This is a genomic window from Diaphorobacter sp. J5-51, from assembly GCF_001023515.1.
Classification (GTDB): domain Bacteria; phylum Pseudomonadota; class Gammaproteobacteria; order Burkholderiales; family Burkholderiaceae_C; genus Diaphorobacter; species Diaphorobacter nitroreducens.
This window is the reverse complement of record NZ_JSYI01000100.1, coordinates 39075-47526: the sequence shown is the minus strand read 5'-3', so window position 1 is coordinate 47526 and position 8452 is coordinate 39075. Positions and strand designations below refer to the sequence as shown.

Annotated in this window: 8 protein-coding genes and 1 pseudogene; all 9 read right to left on the bottom strand. The window is 54.7% G+C overall.

Features of this window, described 5'->3' with window-relative positions; all coding sequences use genetic code 11:
- A partial coding sequence (dgt, locus tag OX89_RS13455; protein WP_047350991.1) for a dGTP triphosphohydrolase occupies positions 1-440 on the bottom strand: 440 nt, incomplete at its 3' end.
- Between the two features lie 57 nt (positions 441-497).
- Positions 498-1613: a 3-dehydroquinate synthase gene (gene aroB / locus OX89_RS13450; RefSeq protein WP_047350990.1), complete on the bottom strand. Its 1116-nt coding sequence runs from the start codon at positions 1611-1613 to the stop codon at positions 498-500.
- Positions 1614-1732: 119 nt separating this feature from the next.
- Complete coding sequence (locus OX89_RS13445) at positions 1733-3256, bottom strand: Ig domain-containing protein (RefSeq protein WP_047350989.1); 1524 nt, start codon at positions 3254-3256, stop codon at positions 1733-1735.
- A gap of 18 nt (positions 3257-3274) precedes the next feature.
- Positions 3275-4109 (bottom strand): annotated as a pseudogene (pilQ, locus tag OX89_RS19150) (type IV pilus secretin PilQ); the annotation flags it as partial.
- Between the two features lies 1 nt (position 4110).
- Positions 4111-5311 (bottom strand): AMIN domain-containing protein (locus tag OX89_RS19145; protein ID WP_369799292.1); only part of this gene is annotated, 1201 nt, incomplete at its 3' end.
- Entirely contained in the window at positions 5308-5862 is a 555-nt protein-coding gene (locus OX89_RS18225; protein WP_084002065.1) for a pilus assembly protein PilP, read from the bottom strand. The genes OX89_RS18225 and OX89_RS19145, both read right to left, overlap by 4 nt.
- Positions 5859-6536, bottom strand: coding sequence for a type 4a pilus biogenesis protein PilO (locus OX89_RS13435; protein WP_047350987.1), 678 nt, complete (start codon positions 6534-6536; stop codon positions 5859-5861). The genes OX89_RS18225 and OX89_RS13435 overlap by 4 nt, the downstream gene beginning before the upstream one ends.
- 2 nt (positions 6537-6538) lie before the next feature.
- A complete protein-coding gene (locus OX89_RS18220; RefSeq protein ID WP_084002064.1) occupies positions 6539-7150 on the bottom strand; it encodes a PilN domain-containing protein in 612 nt (203 codons plus the stop codon).
- The gene (locus OX89_RS13425; RefSeq protein ID WP_011804181.1) at positions 7147-8217 is read right to left on the bottom strand and encodes a pilus assembly protein PilM; all 1071 of its coding nucleotides are present in this window, start codon (positions 8215-8217) and stop codon (positions 7147-7149) included. Before OX89_RS13425 ends, OX89_RS18220 begins: the two co-directional genes overlap by 4 nt.
- Positions 8218-8452: the final 235 nt, after the last annotated feature.

The following is an 8452-nucleotide window of genomic DNA, read 5'->3' as shown; positions in this document are numbered from 1 at the left end:
CCGCCATCAGCATGGAATCGTGTCCGCCATCGCGTGGAATACGCACGCAGGCTCTGCAGGTTGTGCTCGAAGCCTCCATGGTCCGCCATGCACTCGTTGAGCGCATCCTGCCCTGCATGGCCGAAGGGCGTATGTCCCAGGTCATGCGCCAGGCAAATGGCCTCGACGAGGTCCTCGTTCAGCCTCAGCGACCGCGCGATGGAGCGCCCCAACTGCGCAACCTCCAGCGAATGCGTGAGCCGCGTACGGAACAGATCGCCCTCATGGTTGAGGAATACCTGGGTCTTGTAGACCAGCCGCCGGAACGCGGTGGAATGCACGATACGGTCGCGGTCCCGCTGGTATTCCGTACGCGTAGGCGCCGGCGCCTCGGGATGGCGCCTGCCCTGGGTGCACGCCGAATGACAAGCATACGACGCCAAATGCGCCTCAAGCACCAAACTGCCCCATAACGCCCATCAGACAAGCGCAATAAGCTACTATTTTTATAGCAAACATTAGGACGCACAGCACTGGTCGATGACTTCGCGCACCAGCGCATCCGGCGCGGCGCGCATGATGGCTTTGCCGGGTCCGTCGATCAGCACGAAGCGGATCTCACCGCCTTCTGCCTTCTTGTCCACGCGCATGAGTTCCAGATAGCGCCCCGCATTGTCCTGCGCGTCGAGCACCGGCCCCCGTGTGGGCAGACCGGCCCGCTCGATCAGGCGCGTGAGGCGTTCAACGAAGGAGCCGTCCACCAAACCCAGCCGCTGCGATAGATGCGCGGCCATCACCATGCCTGCGGCAACCCCTTCGCCATGCAGCCACACGCCGTAGCCCATGCCCGCCTCGATGGCATGGCCAAAGGTATGGCCGAAATTCAAAATGGCACGCAGCCCGGCTTCGCGTTCATCCGCGCCTACCACCGCCGCCTTGATCTCGCAGCTGCGCTTGACCACGTGGGCCAGCGCGCCGCGCTCCCGCGCGACGAGCGCGTCCATGTGGGCCTCGAGCCAGGCAAACAACTCCATGTCTGCGATCGGCCCGTACTTGATCACCTCGGCCAGGCCCGCCGCCAGCTCCCGGGCCGGCAGCGAATCGAGCGTCTCCAGATCGCACACCACCAGCCTCGGCTGGTAGAACGCACCCACCATGTTCTTGCCAAGCGGGTGGTTGATGGCAGTCTTGCCACCCACGCTCGAATCCACCTGCGCCAAGAGCGTAGTGGGCACTTGCACAAACGGCACTCCGCGCATGTAGCATGCGGCGGCAAACCCCGTCATGTCGCCAATCACGCCTCCCCCAAGCGCAAACAGCACCACCTTGCGGTCACACCCCTGGCCCAGCAACACATCAAAAATGCGCTGCAGCGTTTCCCAGGTCTTGTATTCCTCGCCGTCGGGCAGCACCACCGTGTGAACCGCCGGGTAGCGAGGCGCGAGCGCAGCTGCCAGAACGCCACCATAGAGAGGCTGCACCGTCTCATTCGTCACGATCAGGGCCGCCGTGCCCGGGGGCAAGGCCTGGTGGTGGGCCAAATTCCCAAGCAAGGCCGTACCAATGTCGATGTCGTAACTGCGGTCGTCCAGTTCGATGCGGACGCTTGTCGTGAGTGAGGAGGGCTGCTTCATCACACCGATTTTCCTACGGACAAAAAAAAATCCCCAGACAAGCTGGGGATGGATTCCAACGGAGAGCGCCCTCAGCGAGCCCGGGACCTACAGGAAGCTCCGGGCCAGGGCGCCGCTCATTAGGAGCAGGACACCGTCACCGAGACTTGGCGCGTCACCGATGTCGAGCCCTTGGTTGCTGTCACGAAGAACGTGGGCGTGCCTTCATCGCCGCGATTAGGCGGGGTAGCCGTCAGGTTGCAGCGAGCAGGCGTGCCCGAAACGAATCCCAACGTACCTGTAGTCCCGCCGGTCAGCCAGCTGGGCAGACCTGCGAAGCTCCAAGTCACGCCGGAAACCGACGACGTGAAGGCAAAGGCGAAGTTCTGACCTGCTACCGCCGTACCCAACGCGCACACCTGGTTCAGGTTGCAGTTACCGATTGCAAAGTCTTCCGGCCTCACAGCCCCCACCAGATTCAGCGTAATGGTGGCCGAGTCCACCAGCTTATTCTTGTCCCTCACCGTCACCGTAGCCCGGTAAGGACCCTCAACGTCATCCGGCGTGCCACTGAGAAGGCCTGTCTTCGCGTCAACAGTCAGCCCCTTGGGCAGGCCCGTAGCAGACCAACTAAGTGGCGGCAAACCACCCGTGGCCGTCAGCAAATGGCTGTAGGAGATGGTGTTGGTAACGTCACCCAGGTCTTCGTCAGCGACTTTCAGCGGATCTGTGATTGCTTCAAGTACCGACATCACATCGATGATAGAGATCGGATCCTGGATGCCGTTGCCAACGTTGTTGTCATACCGGTCTGCAGTGAACTCCAGGAAGATAGGCCCCGTATCAGTACCACTGAGCAACGAGAACTGTGCAACTCCGCCGATCGAAGGCAACTGCAGCACGCTGCCGCTCAGGCTCCCCGCAACCAAGCGCGCACCAGAAGCCGCATCCGTTCCCGGCAGGATACGCACCTGCACATTGGCTCCGGAATTGCTGGATACCGGCTGAATGGCGTCGTCTTGCACAAACGCCTGCATGATGACAGTACTGGGGAGGTTGCGAATGTCTGCATTGCCCTTCGTACCCATGTAGCTTCGTTCCGAGGGAACAACCATGCTCACACTCGCAGGCTTACCTGTCACCCCCCCGACGACGATATCAACGCTGGCGGAATGCACCTTCTGATCGCGCGGGTCTGTCACGCTGCAAGTAATACGTGCGGTGCCAGCCTGATTCTTCGCATGGAAGTGGAACGAATTGCCGCCGGAGTTCGAGCCGAGGGTGATGCTGCGGTAGGCCAACGGTACCTTCACCTTGCCGCCATTTCCATCATCCACTTCCTCTTCGTGTGCCGGGTCCCCATCGAGATAGTACAAGCGGCCCGAATCGAGACCGCCAGCCATATTGCAGCTGAAGACATTTTCCCCACCAGGAATTGCGCGATCGCCTTCCTTGGCCTGCACGTACAAGGTAGTGGAGAAAGGAGCGTAAACACCTTGACCCACCGGGTAGTTGCTGACGTTCAGAGGCAATTGCGTCTTTTCGGCACGCAGCGTGATGCTGTAAGGGAAATGGGACTCGCCGCCACTGCCGCCTCCCCCACCGCACCCCACAAGCACGGCAGCTGCCATTGCAGAAATAACATTGAATTTAAAATTTTTCATAATTCACCCATTACAAACTTAACGCACTGGACCACGATCAGTAATTACTTTAGGAGTAATAAAAACCAACATCTCACGCTTGGTAGATTCTTTAGTGCGATTTTTAAATAAATTACCCACTACTGGAACATCTCCCAGCAAAGGAATCTTATTTTCTTGATTGGTCTCTTCCATTTCAAATATACCCCCAATCACCACCGTTCCACCGTTCTCGACAAGCACTTGCGTACGAATATGTTTAGTATCTATCGCCACACCCTGATCGGTGCTTTCCCCCCGGCTATCCTTGTTCACATCCAGATCGAGGATAATATTTCCCTCAGGGGTAATCTGAGGGGTGACTTCGAGTTTCAGAACCGCTTTCTTAAACGCAATCGTGGTAGCACCATTTGGTGCGGTTACTGAATAGGGATATTCTGTACCCTGCTCAATCAATGCCTTCGTCTGGTCGGCAGTAATTAAACGAGGACTCGAAACGATCTTACCCTGCCCATCCGCTTCCATGGCAGACAACTCTAGCGTCAGGAATCGATTAGCCGCCGAGTTAAAGATAGACAAAGCGAACGAGCCCATATCTCGCACGTTCGAGAGGGAAGCCGGCAGGTTAACGAAACTGCCGCCAACATCCACGTTGCCCCCAAAACCAGCTGAGTTAGTAGCATTACTGTAGTTGGTGCCTAGTGCAAGGCGATTGCCACCGCCCAAGGCATAACCTCCGTCTCCACCTCTGTTGGCACGCAAATCCCCGCCGCCCAAGCGTACGCCAAGGGAACGCCCAAAGGAATCCCGGGCTTCGACAATGCGTGCTTCAATCATCACTTGCCGCACGGGCACGTCAAGAGTGAGCAACAGTNATCCCCCCCCCCCGCCGGATGAAGTGTTTGTCGTCAACTGAACTACCATGTCGGCAGCTTTCGCATAATTCAACTGGTACGCTTGCGTACGCAAAGGCTCTAGCTTTTGGATAGCCAATGCGGCCTCATAGTCCTTTTTCGTACGCTCATCGATTTCATCCTTCGGAGCGATCCACAGCACCGTTCCAGACTTGCGCATCCCCAGCCCTTTGGCGTCCATGATAATCTGCAAAGCCTGATCCCAAGGGACATCTTTTAGTCGTAATGTCAGTGCTCCTGTAACCGTATCCGACGTGACAATATTAAAATTCGTAAAATCGGCAATCACTTGCAATAATGAGCGAACCTCAATATTTTGGAAATTCAGCGACAATTTTTCGCCCGAGTATGTAGGTCCCTGGGTCAATTTAGTTAAATCAACCTTTTTCGGCCGAACTTCAACAACAAATTGATTATCGCTTTGATAAGCGCTATATTCCCATTCCCCCACAGGATCGATCATCAGGCGCACGCGTTCCCCCTGTTGGGTCGCAGTGATAGTCTGAACCGGCGTACCAAAATCCGACACATCCAACTTACGCCGCAATCCCTCGGGCAAGGATGAGCGCAGGAAATCAACGATTAATCCCTTCCCCTGCTGTTGTAAATCGACGCCTACCTGATTGTTGGGAAGTCCTACAACAATGCGCCCCGCACCGTCCGTGCTACGTCGAAAATCCAAGTCCTTAAGAGGTAGCACATCAACGTTCTGACTCTCAGCAAAGGAGCCGGCCTGAGACGTCGGCATTTTCGCAGATGAAGTTGCCGCCTCCAGCAATATCATCACAGCGTTACCTTGTGATTCGGCTCTATATGACGTGGGGTGCTTGAGGTTTAAGACTACGCGCGCCCGCTCTCCCGCCTGCACAATGTTGGCAGACTTCACGTTCCCTTGATTAATATCTATCAGCGTGCGGCCTGTGCCATTGGTCACCCCAGGAAAGTCAAGAGCAATACGTGCTGGGCTCTGGATTGAAAACCCGGTAGGGAGTTCTTGTGGTTCGGAAAACTCAATGCGTAGAACTTCGGCACCACCCTGCAAAAGGCCAGAGATAGATTCAATAGACCCCCGTGCCTGAGCTACGGACACGCTCAGCGCTGCGGTAACTATTACACCCATCATCCGTAAATATGCACGAAGACGTACTTTTTCTTGAATCATTTTTTCACCTCACTCCCCTCTTGCAGATCTAGTGTTGTCATCCGCTCCACCCAATCGCCCGAAGAATCTTGGACAATTTCCCGCAAGCGCATATTGGTCTCGGTAATTCCTACTATTTTTCCGTAGTTTTGCCCTAAATAATTACCCAACCGAACTTGATACAACAATTTATCGACACTCACCAACGCGGTAGGCGTGCCTGTTTTATTCATACTTCCTACCATCCGAACCGCATCCAAAGGGTAAGCTTCTAGGGGCTCTTTTCTTCTCGCCATTTCTGGTGCGATTAGCGAGGCATTGGCCGCGGACTCTGCAGAGTCCCGCCTTAATGCCAGCGTCAATTTCATTGAATTGAAGGGATCAACGCCACTATCCGCAATGTAGTCTTGAGGAAAAAACTGCTTGGGTTCCTTCAACGGCGTGACACGTGGTTTCGTTGTCGCACGCAGATCTGCCATCCATTGGCGAAGCTCATCCTCTCCGCTAGGCCCACACCCCGTCAGTATGAAAACGGCGGCTAACGCGGCAATTAGTACATTGTGGTATCTCACTTTTTGGCCCCCTTAGCTGCGGCCTTCTGCGCTTGTATCTCCTCCGGATCAAGATAGCGGAATGTTCGCGCCGTGGCCTCAAGGGTCAAATTACCATTTAAGTCCTTTGAAGCAGGAGTAATTGACAGATTATTCAAGGTAACAATGCGCGAAAGATTCGCCACATCAGATGCAAAGGCCCCCATGTCGTGGTACTTGCCCGCTACTCGAATAGAAATAGGCAATTCAGCATAATAATCTTTAACCACAATCTGCCCAGGACGAAACAATTCGAACTGCAAACTTCGGCCAAGGCCTGCCTGGTTAATATCTGAAAGTAGCGCAGACATTTCCGCTTTGCTTGGCAGCTGTTTTTCCAACTGGATCACGTATTGCTGAATCTGCTCTCTTTGCTTTTTGAGCGCGTCTAGACTAACGGCTTTCACGAGTTTTTTCTGATAGTCTTCTCGCAACGTCTGCTCAGTGCTTCTCTCGGCAGTTAACTCCTGCTCATAGTCAGTCAACTTAAAAAACCAGAGAAATGTAGCTACGCCTGCAACGATGAGTACACAAAGTAACGCACGAGGCAACACCGGCCACAGAGATGGATCTTTTGGATCCAAATTCTGGAATTGCCGTTGCAAATCCTCTAGCAGTTTTGCGAAATCAAATTTCGGCTTGTTTTTCTTTGCCATGTTTACTTCCCCGTGCCTGCTGCGCTGGCAGCTTCCATAGCCTTTTGGGCTTCAGCACTACGCACCAAGCGGAAACGTAAATTAAAGGCGGCAACACGACGCTGATCTTTGGGAGTTAACGAAACGTTAGCTGCGACAATTTCGACCAATTCTGGCTTTGAGAACCAGGGCGTATTATTGGCCAGATTGCGTAGCATCTCTGAAACACGCTCATTAGACTGCGCCATGCCCTGCATGGTGACCGTTTGGTCTGCCTGCTTAAGACTTGTTATATAAACGCCATCCGGCAACTGTAAGACCAGCTCATTAAGAAGGTGTACAGGCAAATTTCGATCGGATTGAAGATCTTCTACAGCTTTTTGCCGAGCCAAAAGGGCAGCAATTTCTTCTTCAAGGGTCGCGATTTCCTTGATTTGTCCTTCAAGGACTTTGATTTCGCTTCGAAGAAAATTATTACGATCCTGCTGATCGGTAATCATCGCTTGAAACCACCAATAAATAGCCGCAGCAATGGCAAGGCCTACCAATGCTGAAGCGAGCATGACGGCTTGAAACGCCTCCCGCCTGCGTTTACGAGCAGCCTCCCGATGCGGGAGTAGGTTGATAAGAATCACTGCAGGAACCTCCGCATTGCCAGCCCACAGGAGGTCAAGTAAGACGGAGCCTCGCGCACCATCTTTTTGAGGCGGACACCCCCACCTACTTCCATGCCATCAAAGGGGTTGATGACGCTGCACGCAAACCCCGTGTTCTGAATGACGGATTCCGTCAAGCCAGGCAGAGGGGCAGATCCGCCTGCGAGCATGATGTGATCCACGCGGTTGTATGGGGTGCTCGTAAAGAAGAACTGCAGCGCGCGGCTGATTTCCTGAGAGAGACTGTCCACGAAGGGGCGCAGGACGGCAGATTGATAGTCCTCAGGCAAGTCGCCATTGCGCTTCTTGCCCTCTGCTTCTTCTTGTGAAAACCCATATTGGCGCACGATCAATTGGGTCAACTGCGCACCACCAAAGGCTTGGTCGCGTTCATACAAGACATCGTCATTCCGAATGACCTGCATGCTCGTCGTCATTGCCCCCACCTCAAAGAGGGCAACGACCGCATCGGCGCCCCGATTGGGCAACCCTTCAATCAGCCGCCCTGCTGCCAAGCGTGCCGCATGCGACTCAATGTCGACGACCACGGGTTTCAGTCCAGCCGCCTCCGCGAGACCTTGACGATCTTGCACCTTCTCTTTGCGAGAAGCCGCAATCAGCACGTCGACATCGCCTGGCGCGCTCTTGCTGGGGCCCACCACGCAGAAGTCGAGGCTCACCTCGTCCAGCGAAAAAGGAATGTACTGGTTGGCTTCGGATTCCACCTGCACTTCCAGTTCCTGCTCGGACATCCCGCCGGGCAGCGTGATGCGCTTGGTGATCACAGCAGAGGATGGCAATGCAAGGGCGACATTCTTGGTTTTGGTCCCGCTCTTCTTCACAACGCGACGCAACGCCTCGGCGACTTCATCGAACTTTTCGATGTTGCCATCCGTGATCCACCCACGCTCCAGTTGCTCGATTGCACAGCACTCGAGAACCAGCGCCCCTCCCTTATCTCGTCCCAACTCCACCAGCTTGACGCTGGAAGAGCTGATGTCCACACCCAGCAATGGGGCAGACTGACGACTGAACAACGACCCCATTGAGATCAAGGTGCCCCTCCGCTACTTATATCTATATGACGCAACAAAACTTAACACTTCACATGAATGCTATCAGTAAGGTTCTTCACCAGCCAAGAGTTTTACCTTTCTCACACAAAAGCGGCGTTGTCAAAAGCAGACGATTTTCAGGTGCTATCGCTGAATCGTCGGCCTTATTTTTCGCGCGGTGACCAAGGCAAGGCGTCCCAGCCAAGCCGAAACGCCAAGATTTTTA